15 protein-coding genes are annotated in these 15,005 nt (G+C 47.1%); 7 read left to right on the top strand and 8 right to left on the bottom strand.

Annotated features, from left to right (window positions below; all coding sequences use genetic code 11):
• Positions 1-3: 3 nt before the first annotated feature.
• Positions 4-660, top strand: coding sequence for a TetR/AcrR family transcriptional regulator (locus V8F51_RS24070; protein WP_337103055.1), 657 nt, complete (start codon positions 4-6; stop codon positions 658-660).
• A 189-nt stretch (positions 661-849) separates the two neighbouring features.
• On the opposite strand, the gene V8F51_RS24065 is transcribed toward V8F51_RS24070, so the two are convergent.
• Entirely contained in the window at positions 850-1,053 is a 204-nt protein-coding gene (locus tag V8F51_RS24065) for a hypothetical protein (protein ID WP_337103053.1), read from the bottom strand.
• 213 nt (positions 1,054-1,266) lie between these two features.
• Between V8F51_RS24065 and V8F51_RS24060 the strand changes: the two genes are divergently transcribed.
• Positions 1,267-1,887, top strand: a complete 621-nt coding sequence (locus tag V8F51_RS24060) for an NAD(P)-dependent oxidoreductase (RefSeq protein ID WP_337103052.1) — start codon at positions 1,267-1,269, stop codon at positions 1,885-1,887.
• A 404-nt stretch (positions 1,888-2,291) separates the two neighbouring features.
• Here the strand turns inward: V8F51_RS24060 and V8F51_RS24055 are convergent, their stop codons facing one another.
• The 6 genes from V8F51_RS24055 to V8F51_RS24030 form a co-directional block, all read right to left on the bottom strand.
• A complete protein-coding gene (locus V8F51_RS24055; protein ID WP_337103051.1) occupies positions 2,292-4,631 on the bottom strand; it encodes a golvesin C-terminal-like domain-containing protein in 2,340 nt (779 codons plus the stop codon).
• A gap of 338 nt (positions 4,632-4,969) precedes the next feature.
• Entirely contained in the window at positions 4,970-5,326 is a 357-nt protein-coding gene (locus V8F51_RS24050; RefSeq protein WP_337103050.1) for a helix-turn-helix domain-containing protein, read from the bottom strand.
• A 71-nt stretch (positions 5,327-5,397) separates the two neighbouring features.
• A complete protein-coding gene (locus V8F51_RS24045) occupies positions 5,398-5,589 on the bottom strand; it encodes a hypothetical protein (RefSeq protein WP_337103049.1) in 192 nt (63 codons plus the stop codon).
• A 185-nt stretch (positions 5,590-5,774) separates the two neighbouring features.
• Entirely contained in the window at positions 5,775-7,289 is a 1,515-nt protein-coding gene (locus V8F51_RS24040; RefSeq protein ID WP_337103048.1) for an ABC transporter substrate-binding protein, read from the bottom strand.
• A gap of 86 nt (positions 7,290-7,375) precedes the next feature.
• The gene (locus tag V8F51_RS24035; protein WP_337103047.1) at positions 7,376-8,305 is read right to left on the bottom strand and encodes a carbohydrate ABC transporter permease; all 930 of its coding nucleotides are present in this window, start codon (positions 8,303-8,305) and stop codon (positions 7,376-7,378) included.
• 36 nt (positions 8,306-8,341) lie between these two features.
• Entirely contained in the window at positions 8,342-9,298 is a 957-nt protein-coding gene (locus V8F51_RS24030; protein ID WP_337103107.1) for an ABC transporter permease, read from the bottom strand.
• 263 nt (positions 9,299-9,561) lie between these two features.
• Between V8F51_RS24030 and V8F51_RS24025 the strand changes: the two genes are divergently transcribed.
• Positions 9,562-10,014 (top strand): hypothetical protein, encoded by a 453-nt coding sequence (locus V8F51_RS24025; protein WP_337103046.1) that lies wholly within the window; start codon positions 9,562-9,564, stop codon positions 10,012-10,014.
• Between the two features lie 110 nt (positions 10,015-10,124).
• On the opposite strand, the gene trhO is transcribed toward V8F51_RS24025, so the two are convergent.
• Complete coding sequence (gene trhO, locus V8F51_RS24020; protein WP_337103106.1) at positions 10,125-11,036, bottom strand: oxygen-dependent tRNA uridine(34) hydroxylase TrhO; 912 nt, start codon at positions 11,034-11,036, stop codon at positions 10,125-10,127.
• A gap of 182 nt (positions 11,037-11,218) precedes the next feature.
• On the opposite strand from trhO, the gene V8F51_RS24015 reads away from it, so the two are divergent.
• Genes V8F51_RS24015 through V8F51_RS24000 form a run of 4 tightly spaced genes read left to right on the top strand, consistent with a single transcriptional unit; the run spans position 11,219 to position 14,962 of the window.
• The gene (locus tag V8F51_RS24015; protein WP_337103045.1) at positions 11,219-12,244 is read left to right on the top strand and encodes a LacI family DNA-binding transcriptional regulator; all 1,026 of its coding nucleotides are present in this window, start codon (positions 11,219-11,221) and stop codon (positions 12,242-12,244) included.
• A gap of 57 nt (positions 12,245-12,301) precedes the next feature.
• Entirely contained in the window at positions 12,302-13,420 is a 1,119-nt protein-coding gene (locus V8F51_RS24010) for a fatty acid desaturase family protein (protein ID WP_337103044.1), read from the top strand.
• Complete coding sequence (locus V8F51_RS24005) at positions 13,395-13,718, top strand: MocE family 2Fe-2S type ferredoxin (RefSeq protein ID WP_337103043.1); 324 nt, start codon at positions 13,395-13,397, stop codon at positions 13,716-13,718. Before V8F51_RS24010 ends, V8F51_RS24005 begins: the two co-directional genes overlap by 26 nt.
• Before the next feature lie 11 nt (positions 13,719-13,729).
• Positions 13,730-14,962, top strand: a complete 1,233-nt coding sequence (locus V8F51_RS24000; RefSeq protein ID WP_337103042.1) for an NAD(P)/FAD-dependent oxidoreductase — start codon at positions 13,730-13,732, stop codon at positions 14,960-14,962.
• Positions 14,963-15,005: the final 43 nt, after the last annotated feature.

Below are 15,005 nucleotides of genomic sequence, written 5' to 3'. Positions count from 1 at the left end.
GTTTTGAACACTGACAAAAAACACGAGATCCGAGCTAAGCTTATTACGAAGCTGTTTCCCTATTTACGAAAGAATGGACTTCATTCCGCTACAATGGAGGAAATCGCCAAAGTAATGGAAGTTAGCAGGGCGACGTTATATAAGTATTTCTCGACGAAAGAAGAAATAATCGGTTTTATCGTGGCCGGTTTTATTGAATATATGAATGAATTGACCAATTCGCATTTAGAATCCGATCAAAGTTTCGGCACTCGATTCCAACAAATATTTGAGCAGTCTATATCGTTAGTCGTTTATTTCACAGACAACTTTATTAAGGAACTCGAAACCAGCTATCTTGAATGGTACGATCGATTCAATGAAGCCATGAAGCAGCGTGAAAAGTATCTATTATCTTTTTACGTGGAAGGTATTCAAAAAGGGATTTTTAATGATGTTAGCGGCAAGTTGCTTATCGCGCAAGATGAGATTCTTCGTGGTATGTTTAATGTGAAATACCTGATGACAAATCAATTAACGATTGAACAGATTTTAAATGATTATTATATATTAAAGAAAGTTCAGTTGTTTAAACCTGATAAGCTTTCGGCAGTTGATGATGCGGTTATGAAACCGAAAATTGAACATTTAACGCAAAAGATAACTAAAAATCTATATTAATAAAATGCAGTTTATTTAATGGTATAAAACAAAATGAGGCTCATGATGAGCCTCATTTTGTATCCCACGCTAAACTGCCCGTTAGCTCAACAAGACTGTCATTATAATGAAGGCAGCTTATTAATTATTACGCTATCGTTCCCCATTAGAGCGTAACAAAGAACTACCATGCGGCAACCCATTTGGTGTTCAATTATCGTTATCTTTCTTTTCTTGCTTAACGATTATTGTTTTGATGGCTTCTTTGAAGCACCCTACAATTACTAATACGAATCCAGTAATAACAAGCAAATAGTCATTTTCATAAAAATGGTTTTCTAGATCATTTTGAATATAAATCCCCATAAGTATTAATGCTATTCCGACAATCATTGTCCTTAACGAATAATTCATTCATTAACCCTCCCGGACAGTCCTTTTTGTAAAGTCAGATTTATAAGGTGAATTACAAGTTTTCCTTCCAAGATAATCATTTTATTTCGTTTATTCCAAAACGATTCCAATGGTTGGGAAGTTGCACTATCCTGCCCACTAGTTGAAAAAGACGATATAATAACTTTTAAAGTATAGAGTAATATTTGTTTTCGCAAGAGGAGGTTCGTTCTCATGAATATATTAATTTTAGGTGCAACTGGACGAGTTGGAGGTCAAATCGTTACTTATGCCCTTCATGACAGACATCATGTTACGGTATTAGTTCGTACTCCAGAGAAGATTCAAATAAATAATAAAAATTTAAAGACGATTCAAGGTAATGTTTTAAATAAAGATGATATCATGCGTGCAACACATGGGATTGATGTAGTTATTAGCGCACTAAATACTGATGGGACAACTACTCTATCAGAAAGTATGCCTCTAATTATCGAAGCAATGCAAAACGAAGGTATACAACGAATTATAACTATAGGAACTGCTGGTATCCTGCAAAGTAGAACCACCCCAGATTCACTGCGTTATCAGTCAAGTGAATCAAAGCGTAAGTCAGTCCGTGCAGCAGAAGAACATCATAAAGTTTACGATATGCTAAAACAATCAACACTCGAATGGACTATTATCTGTCCTACGTATTTGCCGGATGGAGAAAGTGTAGGTAAATATCGTGTAGACCGTAATTTTTTGCCGGAAGGCGGAGTTGAAATATCCGTGTCGGATGCAGCAGAATTTACATATAGCCAGATAAAAAGCAGCGATTTTATAAAATCACGTGTGGGTATCGCCTACTAATACTAAAAAGCGCCCTTTTTTTCTACGGCTGACCAATTAACAAACAGCGATGACGCATGCAAGTGTAACGGACCTAAAAGTCCTTATCTGTCCCCAAATTGCTTGTATGATCATTTTACGGACAAGGGTGACCCTTATTCTAAAAGGAGAGGATTTATATGTATAAATTGGCTATCTTAGCGTCACCTCCGTCCGTTAGAAATGAAAAGAGGCTATTTTTATCCAATAAAGGTCATCTGGGTCCGCTAGAGTTTGGTTCGTTGATTGGTCAGCCGTAGTTTTTTTATTCGGGGAAGTGACAATGGAAAACATAAGGGTATGAAAATAAAGCTGCCGTCGCCGGCAGCTTATTTTGTTGGCAATATTTCATTACGCGGGCGGGGAGTGGACGTTAAGTATTCGGATCAGTTCGTCGAAACAACGATGCTGTCGAAGACAGCCGTCTGATCGTACGTCCGCAAACCGATGCTCCCGTTGGTCAAGCTGTAGTCGCTAACGCTGATTTTTTTCACGCCGTCCACATAGGCTTTTAATGAGCTTCCTTTCATCTCCAGCTTAAGCAGATACCAAGTGCCTGGAGTGGCTATCATATTCGCTTCCCCGATGTTGGTCCAACTATTGCCCAGTTTCTTGTACAGTTGGACTTTATTCTGATCATAGTTGATGCGCAGGGTGTACATGTAGGAGAAATCTGAATTTGCCCGGGCAACTAAGCCGGCAGAAGCGTTGGCCATATGATTGTCATACGCTTTTAAGGCTACGGTTATGGTGGCGTTGGAGTAAGTCGAATCGATAACGGTTTCGGCAATGCCTGTGTCCGATTGTTTCAACACTTTATTGTCTTGGGGAATGCTGTCGTGACTGACATCATTGGTTAAAGACCAGTTGCCGCTCAGAGAGGTCCAACTGCCGGAACTATTGTTTTGAAAGCTGTCGCCAAAGCTCTGCGGTTCAAACATGACCGCATCGGCTCTGTTGGATCCGCCTTGAGCGGTCTCGAGCTTCACATATTCTTCCGGTCCGCCAGCGAAATATACCGTATCAATCAGGCGCCACTGACCGCCCGCTATAGTCGTCTGATTGATGGTTACGGTATTCGTCACGCCATTGTGATAGATCGAATATTGAGCATACTTCGTTGAACCCTGATGGTAAGGATATCGGACATACACATTGTAGTATCCCGGCGTCGTGAGGTTCGGTCTCCACGTAGCCGTACTTCCAATGGTACTGCTGTAACGCGAGCTGCCGCCGTAACTACCGCCTAGCGTACTAGTCCCCCAGGTTCCCGTCTCGGTATAGCCGCTGCTTTCTGCGTCGACGATAACCCCGCTTTTCGCCTTAATTGGACCGATGATGTTGGAGTACGGGGAATAGGTACCGTGCTCGTTTTTTGCTTTCACCCTATAGTAATAGCTTGTGCCTTCTTGGGCAGATGCATCGCCGAAGATCGGTACGGTAAACGTATGATGACGCGGTGTGGTAATATCATCCGTCACATCGCTGCCTACAGTTATCCATGGGCCGGAGGGACTTGTCGAACGTTCAACGTCATAAGTGCTTGCCCCGGAAACACCCATCCAGGAGAGGGCATGCACGGAATCGACAGGGAACATCACGGGCGCATCGGGTGCCGGCCAAGGAGGAACGGCCAAGCCTTTCATCGAGTAGGCATACTTGCGCAGCAGATCGATGATGGCCGTTTCGTCCGCCCAACCGCCGGTTGCGAAACCGGGATAACGCAAATAGGACCATTCTCCGACCGGAGGCCAATGCCATCCGCCCATCTTGTGATGATGCATGCTGCCCCAGACCATGGCGCCTGATGTTCCATTGTTCTGAACGATGTCGAGCAGCTGTTCCGTATCCGCCGGGGAATAGTCACCGAATTCGCCAATGATCAGCGCTTTTTTTCCTTTGGTGCTATTTCTCCACTCATTGAGCTTTGTAACCATGTCGACATTGTGATAGCTGTAAATGTGCGGAACAATAATATCGATATGGCTGTCATTCAGTGCATTGGTCCTTATTCCCTGTGCACGGACATATCCTCCATCGGCTACAAGATGGTTGGAATCGAGGCTCTTTACATACGCGGCCATCTCGCTTACCCAGCTATCCGTGGAAGGAAGTTCGTTCCCCAGCTGCCAGGCCAGAATGGCTTTATCGTTTTTGTATGGAACACCAGTATACGTATTGATCCGCTGAACCACAAATTTAATGAAATTTTTGAAGTCCTGCTTTATGGTCGGATCGCTCCAAAAATCATTCGCCGTTTTCCCGCGGAAAGCCGACCAATCGGCAATTCCTCCGATGTAGTTATACTTATCGACGAAAGGTACGATTAGCCGAACATTGTAATGGTTTGCCAGTTGCACAATTTTATCCAGCAACTGGAATGCGCTTTCATTGTATTCGTTAGGTCCCATCACATGACGGTAAGTTCCTGCGGGATCGCTGCCCATTGACACTTCAAACGGATACAAGCGGACGACATTAATTCCTGAGCTGCTTGCCGAGCGAATCGCATCCTCGATTTCAGACGGATCCGTCCATGCTCTATTCAGTAAAGGCTGGTTGGTTCCGATAAAACGAAACGCGATTGTCCCCTCCATCAACGTATCTCCGTTGCGCGTAATATAGTGTGAGAAACTAGCCTCGGCACGAGCCGGCCAAAAGTTGTAAAAAGAAACGTACGTAAGCAGCATAACGGCCAAGGTGACGAGTTTCAACCATTTGTTCATGCCATTATTCCTCCTTATTTGCACATGACCACCCAATAGAATGACATCTCGGAACTAGCCGAAGCAAAGGCGAATCCCCTAGCAGAAGTTGTGAAAGCGGATACAAGAGTTGCTAATTCGATACTTCGCGACAATTATATGCACATCGCGGCAATTTGTTGCACAGTAGAATCGATTTAGTATAAATGAGGAGAGACTGCTGAATCGCGGTTATTGGGGCACAGCGGCGGGTATAGCTGTCCTGCATATAAAAACAGGTCAGTTAATGGTGTGATTGACCATTAACTGACCTGTTCATAGATCTTGCTGCGTTAGCATCATTATATAGTAAGGAGGGGTTATTCTTCTTTGGTTAAACCCCGGTCACGAAGCACGCGGTCGAGCAGATTGCGAATAAGATCGAGATCGTCCTTCTCCAGAGGGACGCCGTCCCAATGAAGCTGCTCAACGTTTAAGTATTCTTTTGCATTATGGTTAACCTCCGCCGGCAGTTCGGAGTAATCCGTAAGACCTAATAAATAATCAGCCGACGTACGCAATTTACGGGATATCGTTTGTATGGACTCTATCGTCGGCTGGCGGTAACCCGACTCATAGCCGGCATAGGTGCTTTTGGCAACGCCAACAAAATCGGCCACTTCCTGCATGGTCAATTTCCTCTTCTTCCGCATCTGCTTCAGTCGCTTCGCAAACATATTCATGCCCCCATCTATCTACTTACGCATGCAGAAACAGTATATCAATCTTTTCCCCGTCTTTCCATAGATTACGTAAAGGCGACCAGCAGAAAATAATGGTGCCATGGAAGCAGGAACCGTCTAGGCGACTGGACCGAGTTCCGATTGAATGGATAATGGCTGCGGGTTTGCCGCTGCGAACCGTTTTGCGGCTCAATGGCGAAGTATATCGGCTGGGGGCTAGCTATGAAGGTGTACTCGGGGTGCATGGCTATGGACACGAGCTATGGATTTGGATGGCGAATGTCGCGTCCACCAGCAATTGCATGTACGGATTTTCGATGAAATACTCCAGGCTCTCTCTGTCATTCAATTGCACATGAATTCGACAGAGAGAGCCTGATTTTCTTGTTATTATGCGGTTTTCAGCTGGTTTTTCGGCATTCAGCAAGCCTTTTTATTTTGCTTACTTGAAGTAGCTGTTGATTTGTTCTTGAGCGGTTTTCATAATCGTGTCCATGCCGGCGGACTTTAATTCCGCTGTAATTTTCGGAATCATTTTTTCCGGATCGGATGCGCCCGTAATGAGCTCGTATTTGTATTTATCCCATACCGCTTGGACATTCGCCACTTCCGTCTGAAGATTGCCGATGTCCAGCGCGAACCCTAGTACGGTGGAGGATGTCGCTGCATCGTTCAGCTTCTTGACTTGATCCCATTGATCCACTGGAGCGCCTTTCGTTACCGCAAGATTGAAGAATGTGCCTTGTGAGTAAGCAGCCAGCGGCCAAGTATCGGAAATGCGCTCGATGACTTTCTCGCCGTCGACGTTGTTGAAGTCTACGCCGAGTTCCCCGAATGCCAGCATGTTGCGCAGCTTTGGATCCGTGTTAACCAGTTCGAGGTACTTGAGCGCTTCCTTCTTGTATTTCGAATTCGCGGAAATCGCGTTTAGAGAGCCTTGGATCGTGCTTGTTGTATAGATAGGACCGAAATGCTGAACCATATCGTATTTTTCGATAGCGTCATTGATTTGCCAGCTGATCTCCGCGCCAGGGAATGCTTGGGCAGCGAAGAATGGTCTGCCTTTGTCGTTCTCTGTTTTCGTCGGAGCATCCGGATTGATGATGCCGTCTTGATACCAAGCGTGCAGAAGCTTCAGGTCGGCCATAATGTCGGGCTGCTCGAGAACGGAGACAACTGTGCGCGCCGCATCGTCGGTTCTTACGCCGATTGGAGAGAAGCCCAGCGTTAAGTCGTCATAATTGTTGAAGAAGCCGTTCAAGCCTTCGCCTTGCGTCATAGGCAATGGGTAGAAGCTTTTGCCTTCGCCGGCCTTGATGCTGCGGAGAGGTTGATCAAGATCTTGCAGCGTTTTGATGTTGTTGATGTCGATATTGTACTTCTGTACGTATTTATCATCGTAAACCCAATATTGCGTCAGCGACGAATCTTTATAGGTAGGAACGGAATAGTATTTGCCGCCGATTTTCGTGCCGTCCCATACTTTCTCGGGAATCAGCTTGTATAACTCGGGTGCTTCGGCTTGAACCAGATCAGTGATATCGGCAAAAGCTCCCATAGCCACCTGCTTGCTGTATTTGCCGCTGTTGGTGAACATAATGTCGAACGGTTCGCCCGTATTCACGATTGTATTGATTTTGGTATCCCACTCGCCCCAGCTGGCTACCTTGATGTCGATTTTCACGCCGATTTTTTCGGCTGTATACTCGTTCATGGCATCGATCGCTTTGCTGAAGTTATTAGGTACTTGGCCGCCGATCAGCCACCAGACCAACGTCGGAACTTCCTTGCTTGGCTCCTCGCTATCCTTCGGTGCATCGGTACTTTTCGGTGCATCCGTAGCCGTACTCGGCTTGTTGGTTGCATTCGGCGAGTTCGAGCCGGAGCAGGCTGCCAAGCCTGCAACTAGCAGGGTGAGAATACAAAGCATAGAGACGAGCTTCCAAGATTTCTTCATTTCATTTCCCCCTTATAGAAGTTGGATCACCGCAGCGTTGCGCAGTGATTTATGATAAACCAAGCTAGCTTGGTTTATTTCGCTAGTTAACCTTTAACGGCGCCGATCGTTAGTCCGGAAATGAAATATTTCTGGAAGAACGGGTAAGCGAAGGCTACGGGCAGAACAATGATGATAGCTACGGCCATGCGGGCGGATTCCTTGGGCATCGTTGCGACAAGCACGGCATAGCTGACGCCCATGCTCGCGGCATTTTTGGCAAGCGCATCCACATTGCTCATCAAGCTATTCAACAAAGCCTGCAAGGAATAGAGGTCCTGGTTATTGATATAAAGCATCGATTGAAACCAGTCATTCCAGTAAGAGAAGCAAAGGAACAGTCCGATAGTCGCAATGACCGGCAAGGAAATCGGCAGGATGATGGAGAAAAAGATTCGCTGCTGGCTCGCGCCGTCGATCTCGGCCGATTCGATCAGCCCGTCGGGAATCGTGCTTTTAAAAAACGTTTTGCAAATGATGACGTTGAACGACGAGACGGCCAGCGGCAAAATAAGCGCCCAGATGCTGTCTTTGAGTCCTAATAAATTCGTGTTAATGAAGTAGCTGGATACGAGACCGCCGTTGAATATCATCGGGATGAATACGACCCAGGTCAGAAAGCCGTTCAGCTTGTAGGTCGGGCGCGAAAGCACATAGCCCATGGAGGTCGTAAGCAAGACGCCGATCGCAGTACCGGCTATGGTTACAAGAGCGGATACGCCAAGCGCCCGCAAAATCATCGTTCCCTGCTTGATGACGTAGGCGTAGGCTTCTCCGGACAAGGCAACCGGCAGCAAATGATACCCTGTCTCGCGAATGGAGTTCTCGCTGGAGAAGGAAATCGATAGAACAACGACTACGGGTATGACGCAGAGCAACGCCAAGATGATAAAGATCAGGTTGAAGAAGATGTTTACGGGAGTGCTCGTTCGATTGAATTTCTCAAGGCCTGTATCGTAAGTCGTTCTTGTTGACAAGGTCACCCCTCCTTCAGTGATTGCGTAAGCATAGGCTTACATCATCGCGCTGTCGGGATCGATCTTGCGGACAATCCAGTTAGCGGCTAGAATCGTTGCGCAGCCTAGAACGGATTGTACGAAGGCGGAAGCAGCCGCCATCCCGAGCGTAGCGGATTTCAGTTGTTTATAGACCATGACATCGATCGTGGTAGATACGTTGAACAACGAATTCGAATCTCGCGTGACCTGATAGAACAGGCCGAAATCGGTGTAGAATATACGTCCAACTGCCAGGATGAACAGCATGACGATAACGAGCTTGAGCATGGGCAATGTAATATATCTCGTCTGCTGCCAAATGGAAGCCCCATCAATAACCGCTGCTTCATAATAGGTGCTGTCAAGGCTCGTGATCGTTGCCAAATAAATGACCATGCCATAGCCCAAGCCCTTCCAGACGTTCAACAGAATCAAGAAGTAAGGCCAGTATGCCGGTTCCATATACCAGTTCACGGGATCGCCGCCCATATTGACGAGCGTTTGATTTAGAATCCCTTTATCGAAGCTTAGGAACGCCCAGCCTACGGCGGATACGACAACCCAGGAGAGGAAGTAGGGAAGGAACATCATCGTCTGGTAGACTTTACTTGCTTTGCGGCTGTGGAGCAGTCCGATCATGATTGCGAATAGAACGGGCAGCACAATGCCGAGCACGATAAAAATAAGGTTGTATCCAATGGTGTTGCGTATAATGATCCAAGCGTCATTCGACTTGAATAGGAACTCGAAGTTTTTGAGGCCTACCCAAGGACTGTTAAACACATTGCTCAAGAAACCGCCGCTAATTCTGAAGTTTTTGAAGGCGATAATGATCCCGAACATAGGCAAGAAACAAAACAAGACGTACCAAATGGTCGTGGGCAACGCCAAGAGCGTCAGTTCCGTATCCTGTTTGTGCCATCGAATTCGTAAGCGCTTTCTTTTATTTTGTTGTTCGGCTGTCCGCTTCATGTCTGTCGCTCCTTCCGGTGTATTTGCTTGTATTTCACTTGTTGCGTTCATTGTATACTGGAAGGCTTCGATGCTTCTAGACAACAAACTTGATACTATAGTCAACAAACGTTAGATTGGAGAAATCGCTTACAAAACCATTTGTGCCCGCGGTGAGGATAATGGATGAAATACCAATAAATTGAAACCTTTATAAATATCTAACGTCTATAATGACAGCTTGTCTGTATGGTTAGGCAGAGATTTTAAAAAGAGGTGCAAACTTGAAGAAGTTAATCAAAATTATGTTTACGATCATCGTGGTTGCTCTTTTTTTATTGATTGCATCCATTCCATTTATGAATAATTATGTTGCATATTCCGTAAAGAAAGAGCTAACAAGATTATCCTTGCCCGACAAAACCGAACTCGTGGATTCTATATCGTCAGCCAGGAAATTAGTGGGAAACGGAAATGGCATGCAATTTTTTGGAGCTATTTTAATTAAATCGGAACTCGCTTTGGAAGAGTTGGATCATTATTATTCAAAGTATCGCGAAATAGGTGGGTTTTACATCGTCGAAAAGCAAACGAGCAGGCAAATTGATGTTATTGACCATGGCAACTTGACCTTCAAGGCATTAAAGGCGGATCAAATAGTAACCGACTACTACATCGTTTATACCTGGGGCAGCAGCGACTATCCGTTAAGCGATCTTGACCTGCGTGGGCACTGACGCTCTACTTGTTAGAAGATGGAAACACGGAAGAGGGTGTCCCGTCGGGACACCCTCTTCCGTGTTTCATAAGCATGCTATATAACCGTAAATGCTTGATATTGGCTAAGCTATTTTACATGCGCCGAATGGTCGGCCGCATCATGGACTTTGCATTCGTCGGAGCAATATTGTTCATGACTCTCCAGGCAGTCGTCGCAGACAAGATGCTGGTCGTGGCAGGTGTCATCCTTACAGTTGATCATCGTATCCGTCAGACTGCCGCAATGATGGCATTTGCCGACCGTAAGATGCTCATCTGTCTGATTAATGCGAACAGAGAGGCGTTCGTCGAACACATACATTTTTCCATCGAACAGACGCCCTTGAACCTCGGGATCCTTCCCGTAAGTAACGATACCGCCGTCCAATTGCGCCACATCGGTAAACCCTTCATTTTGGAGTACGCCGGTCAGCTTCTCGCACCGAATGCCGCCCGTACAATAAGTCAGGATCGTTTTATCTTTGGCGTCTTGAAGATTAGTTCGAATCCATTCCGGAAAATCGCGGAACGACTTCACATCGGGACGAATCGCATTCCGGAAATGGCCGAGATCGTATTCGTAATCATTTCGCCCGTCAATAATAACGACGTCCTCGCGCTGAAGCTGCTCGTAAAATTGCTGCGGCGACAGGCGCTTTCCGCTTTGAACATTGGGATCAAGCGGTGTTTCGTATCGCAGCGTAACGAGTTCTTTCTTAGGGCGAACGAATAGCTTTTTGAAAGCATGTCCGTCCGTCTCGTCGATTTTGAAAAAGATACCGGAAAAAATCGGGTGGCTGTTCATATAGGCCATATAAGCATCGGTTTGCTCGATCGTTCCGGAGAGGGTGCCGTTAATCCCTTCGGAAGCGATTAAAATCCGGCCTTTCACGCCTAGCTCCTTGCAATAGTCAAGGTGTTCTTGCGCGACCAGCTCGTAATCAGGTATTGCAACGTATTTGTAATATAGTAAAATTCGATATTGGTTTTCCACGGTGATAACTCCTCATCAATTTCCAATCCGTATATCGGAAAGTCATTTATAACCTATCTAAATATTGTAGCACCATTTGTCAGCAACATAAAGTAATGACGACGCCTCAAAATCGGTTATTGAATATATGCCGGTATGCCCTTATAATAAAAATGTGCCCGGGCACGGAATGGAAAGGTGAATCATCATTGAAAGTAACCATTAGACAAATTGCCGAGAAGGCAGGCGTATCTAGAGGTACTGTGGATCGTGTGTTAAACGGAAGGTACGGTGTTAAACCAGACGTTCGTGACCGAGTGCTCTCCATCGTAGAAGAAATGAATTACGTCCCAAATTTGGCAGGCAAGGCGCTCGCTTACCAGAAGAAACCGGCGGTCGTTGGCATTGTTATGCCGCCTGAGCACATTCGGTTCTTTGATCAAATTCGAGAAGGCATTAGTTTGGCTGCTGCGGAGCTTAAGGATATGGGTCTTCGTCTGGAGTTTCAATACGTAGACAGCACCCAGCCGGAGAAGTGTGCACAAGCGGTCCGTGAACTCGTTAATAGTGGGGTTCAAGGAATCCTATATGCGTCACTAGACGATTCGCAAGTTCGAGCAATGATCGATGAAGCTGTCGATCGCGGCATTCCGGTCGTGACGTTTAACTCAGACGTTGAAGATTGCAAGAGGGCTTGTTTCGTCGGGCAAGATCTATATAAAAGCGGCTCCATTGCTGCTGGCCTGATGAAGCGGATTTTGCCGCGAGGCGCGCAAATCGCCGTCGTGTTAGGCAATCCCAAATTTCAAGCACATCGTGTGAGAACTTTAGGTTTTACGGACGCGATGAAAGCTTGGGGCAATCCGCTCGAAATTGCAAGCGTAATCGAAATCGCGGATCGCTATGAAGATACGTTCACGCATGTAGACGAAACATTGAAAACGCTTCCTGATCTCGAGGGCATTTATTTGGCGACGGGTGATATTGCCGCGTGTATCGATGCATTGCGCCTTAATGGCAAAGCCGGGCAAATACGCATTGTGTGCAATGATTTGCTCCCGGAAATCGAGCAAGGCTTGAAAGATAACATCATCGACTTCACTATCGTACAGAATCCGGAACAGCAAGGCTATCGTTCGTTGCGTGTCCTATACGATCTCATGTTTTCCGGCAAACAGCCGGATGCGGAATTGATTTATACAGCTACGAGTATATATATCCCGGAAAGCCTCTAAATTTTTTTACCCCTTTCCGTGCCCGGGCACGGAAATCTAAAAAAGGAGCGAAACGAGATGAGCCAGTCGATCCAAAGCAGTGTCACAAGCAAAAGAGATTACAGTCTCACCGGTACGGAAACCGTCCGGGCGCAAGAACGGGGACTTGCTTCGGCGGAATGGTACGTCACGCCGATTCCCCGCAAACGAATGAAGGAGCTTATGCAACGACGCGACGGTCCGGCGATTCGCGACACGTTAATTTGGTTCGCAATGTTCATCGTGCTAGGAACTCTTGCTTATTATTCATGGGGCACCTGGTGGGCGATACCGGCATTTCTTGCCTACGGAACGTTCTATTGCAACACAGGTGATTCGAGATGGCATGAGGCGGGGCATGGTACGGCTTTCAAGACGTCCTGGATGAACGAATTCGTCTACCAAATTGCTTCGTTCCTCGTGCTGCGGCCGGCGACGAAATGGCGATGGAGCCACACCCGGCATCATACGGATACGTATATCGTCGGACTCGATCCGGAGATCGCACAGCCAAGGCCGCCGGTATGGAGAGTGATCTTAATGGAGTATTTTCATCTAGCCGTCGGGCCAATGGATATCGTCCGCATTTTCAGAATGGCGTTCGGCTCGCTTAGCGATGAAGAGAAATCTTATATCCCGGCTTCCGAGCATCGTAGAACTTTTTGGGAATCGCGTGTTTATGTGCTTATTTTTGCAGCAATTATAGCGGCTTGCCTTTATTTTGGTAGCATTTTGCCGGCCATGTTCCTTGTTTTGCCCGCGTTCTACGGTCCTTGGCTCATGTTGTCTTTCGGTCTTTGTCAGCATCTCGGATTGCACGAGGACGTATTGGATCATCGGCTTAACACGCGGACGATCTACATGAATCCTGTGTTCCGCTTCCTTTATTGGAACATGAATTATCATATCGAGCATCATATGTTTCCCATGGTTCCTTATCACGCCCTTCCGAAGCTGCACGAGGAGATGAAGGGCGATATGCCAGAACCGTGCAAGAGCACATGGGAGGCGTATAAGGAAGTGATTTCGGCGCTGCGGAAGCAGCGTCATGATCCGAATTACGTCATCGAGAGAAAATTGCCGATAACGGCGCAGCCTTATTATTACTTTACTACAGGAGGGGGCGATAACGATGAGTCTGTCAGAAGAGTGGATTGAAGTATGCGGCATGGAAGACATCGATGAGGAGGACGTCATTCGCTTCGACTATAAGGATGCTTCTTTTGCTGTCTACCGGTCCGACGATAACGAATATTTCGCGACGGACGGTTTCTGTTCGCACGAAAGGGTTCACTTGTCCGGTGGTCTAGTGATGGGCAACATCATCGAATGCCCGAAACATAATGGACGATTTGACTATAAGTCCGGAGCGGCCAAAAAAACACCGGCTTGCGTGGATTTGCGCACATACCCCGTACAAGTGAATGCGGGCAAAGTATACATCAAGCTTAGATAAGGAGAATGACCATGCTTGCACGCGGAATGGTTATCGTCGGAGCCGGAGAAGCAGGCGCTAGGGCGGCGGAACAGCTGAGGGAACGCGGCTGGAACGGTGAAATTACGATGATCGGCAATGAAATCCGAGCTCCCTATGAACGTCCGCCTCTCTCGAAGAACGCGTTGACGAATGAAGAGGAGCCTGAGCCGACTTATGTTCATAAGGAAGATCGGCTAACCCAGTTAAATATTAAGCTCATTACCGGTACGAGCGCGGTACGCATAGACAGATCGGCGCATGTTATCCATTTGAACGACGGCGGCGTCGTACCCTACGAGCGCTTGTTGCTCGCGCTTGGGGCGCAGCCGCGTAAGCTTCCATATAACACCGAAGTGACGGGGAAATTATTATATTTGCGTTCATTCGAGGATGCTATAGCGATTCGGTCCAAATTGCTCCCTGGCAACAAAATTGTCGTCATCGGTGGAGGATTCATCGGGCTGGAGGTAGCGGCAAGCGCGAGAACGATCGGATGCGATGTAACGCTGATTGAAGTAGGTTCACGCATCTTAACGCGCGGGGTACCCATTGAAATCGCAAGCCTCGTCGAAGAGCAGCATCGTGCAGCGGGCGTAACGTTCAAGCTCGGCACTGCGATCGACCAGATCCGACAATCGCCGAACGGTCATGTCATTGAATTCGCCGACGGCACTTCCCTGCATTGCGATGCAATCATCGTCGGGATAGGCGCTGTGCCCGTAACCGATCTTGCCGCGGACAACGGTTTATCAATCGATAACGGGATTTGCGCAGACGCTAAGCTTGCCACGAGCGATCCTGACATATTCGCGGCTGGGGATTGTTGTTCTTTTCCGCATGAGATCTATGACGGCAAGCGCATCCGGCTGGAAGCCTGGCGAAATGCGCAGGATCAAGGCATTCATGCGGCGGGGAGCATGCTGGGGGCCGTTCATGCTTATAAAGTCATTCCATGGTTCTGGTCCGATCAATACGAGAAGACGCTGCAGGTGGTAGGATTTCCGGATTACGGAAGCCGAACGGTGCAACGAATGACGAAGGACGGCAGTGCGCTGTTTTTCCACTTGACTGAGGATAATCGTTTGGTCGCGGCAAGCGGGTTCGGCTCACCGAGCTTGTCCAAGGAGATCCGAGTTGCGGAGATGTTAATTGAGCGGGGATATCGGCAGGAGGAGCCGGGAGTGCTTGAGAACGGGGATGTCAAATTGAAGTCTTTGCTCTAGCGTAAGTAGGGAGAGGTTATAACTTAAAGGAGAATGACAAAAT

Origin of the sequence: Paenibacillus sp. YIM B09110, assembly GCF_037167145.1 — a bacterium.
GTDB lineage: Bacteria > Bacillota > Bacilli > Paenibacillales > Paenibacillaceae > Pristimantibacillus.
This window is presented reverse-complemented; position numbering and strand designations above follow the sequence as displayed.

Coding starts and splice junctions, on each gene's coding strand:
- V8F51_RS24065 (WP_337103053.1), bottom strand. CDS start 1,053: ATGAATTATTCGTTAAGGACAATGATTGTCGGAATAGCATTAATACTT.
- V8F51_RS24060 (WP_337103052.1), top strand. CDS start 1,267: ATGAATATATTAATTTTAGGTGCAACTGGACGAGTTGGAGGTCAAATC.
- V8F51_RS24055 (WP_337103051.1), bottom strand. CDS start 4,631: ATGAACAAATGGTTGAAACTCGTCACCTTGGCCGTTATGCTGCTTACG.
- V8F51_RS24050 (WP_337103050.1), bottom strand. CDS start 5,326: ATGTTTGCGAAGCGACTGAAGCAGATGCGGAAGAAGAGGAAATTGACC.
- V8F51_RS24040 (WP_337103048.1), bottom strand. CDS start 7,289: ATGAAGAAATCTTGGAAGCTCGTCTCTATGCTTTGTATTCTCACCCTG.
- V8F51_RS24030 (WP_337103107.1), bottom strand. CDS start 9,298: ATGAAGCGGACAGCCGAACAACAAAATAAAAGAAAGCGCTTACGAATT.
- V8F51_RS24010 (WP_337103044.1), top strand. CDS start 12,302: ATGAGCCAGTCGATCCAAAGCAGTGTCACAAGCAAAAGAGATTACAGT.
- V8F51_RS24005 (WP_337103043.1), top strand. CDS start 13,395: ATGAGTCTGTCAGAAGAGTGGATTGAAGTATGCGGCATGGAAGACATC.
- V8F51_RS24000 (WP_337103042.1), top strand. CDS start 13,730: ATGCTTGCACGCGGAATGGTTATCGTCGGAGCCGGAGAAGCAGGCGCT.